This window comes from Undibacterium sp. RuRC25W (assembly GCF_049339825.1).
Classification (GTDB): domain Bacteria; phylum Pseudomonadota; class Gammaproteobacteria; order Burkholderiales; family Burkholderiaceae_D; genus Undibacterium.
The window spans coordinates 1-1,047 of the sequence record NZ_JBMPPD010000075.1; the positions used below are offsets into that span (position 1 = coordinate 1).

At 46.2% G+C, this 1,047-nt stretch carries 2 protein-coding genes; both read right to left on the reverse strand.

Features of this window, described 5'->3' with window-relative positions; translation table 11 throughout:
- The coding region (locus tag ACO0KV_RS18335) for a DUF2931 family protein (RefSeq protein WP_423044591.1) at positions 1 to 735 on the reverse strand (735 nt) is incomplete at its 3' end.
- Positions 722 to 871, reverse strand: coding sequence for a hypothetical protein (locus ACO0KV_RS18340; protein ID WP_423044593.1), 150 nt, complete (start codon positions 869 to 871; stop codon positions 722 to 724). The genes ACO0KV_RS18335 and ACO0KV_RS18340, both read right to left, overlap by 14 nt.
- Positions 872 to 1,047 lie beyond the last annotated feature (176 nt).

The window sequence follows — 1,047 nt, forward strand, 5'->3', positions numbered from 1 at the left end:
TTTTTCTATTGTTTCGGGTTTGAAACGCCAAGCCTCTAGCTCTTGCCAACGATCTTCTTGGAGTGTAAATGTGCCACCGGGCAGCTTGGCGTTATAGCTCTTGACATCGATGTCACGAATAATCTGAGCGCGGTAGGTTTGCAATTCAACCTGATGGGTAAAGCTGCTGGCCCATAGCATAATAAAACCTTGCGGCGCGATACCAAAACGTAACTCAGAAAAGCGAGGTATCGCCTGACCGTAGTAAGGGGAATTTTTACTGACGGATTTAGGTTCGTTAAAAAATAATTCGTAAATGCGATGTAACGGCAATTCTGCCTCTAAGCGATAAAAGCGGTCTTCCTGATAGTCGTAATAGCTTAGGTGGATGGTCTTTGGCAGACGAGATCCTTTTGGATTGGTGCCGCCCATGTCGCTACTACCAGCGCCCCATGTTGCACCAAACCCAGAAAAGAAACGCGCCACGGTGTCGCCTTGTGCGTCTTTAAGCCAGTTGTCTGCCCACATTGTCTCGAGCCGGGAATTTGCACGAGGATCAATGTCGATGCTGTATTTGCAAAACGAGATATCCCATTTCATGATGGCAGTTTCTGGCGTGATATGAGGGGGCATGAATAATCCTTTTAAAAAATTGGAGGCGGAGGTCGGGGGCGTGATAGTCAACCCGAAGCCAGATATGGCAGCGCTGGTGAGCCATACACGGCGTTGTTGGTTGATGGGTTTAACCGGCTTCATGATGGCGCTTCCATGTCGTTGCGTTTTGATAACGGGGTTCCATGCCAAATTTATCGCTGGCAGAGAGATGAAGATAGGCATGACGAAAGGCCTTTGCGGCCTCCGTACCCAATTGAGCATCCAGTTCCCAATTCAAGCATGTAGGTTTGCCACTATTCTCCCCACCAAAATGTCGAGTGCTTTGAATAGCTTTTATTGAATCTGTTTAATTGTGCCGTCTTCTTGAATTTTATAAATTCGGTCTTTCGTACGATGATTGAACCAACCACTATCAATAACAGTAATTTGATGATTTTGATCGATAGAAAATTG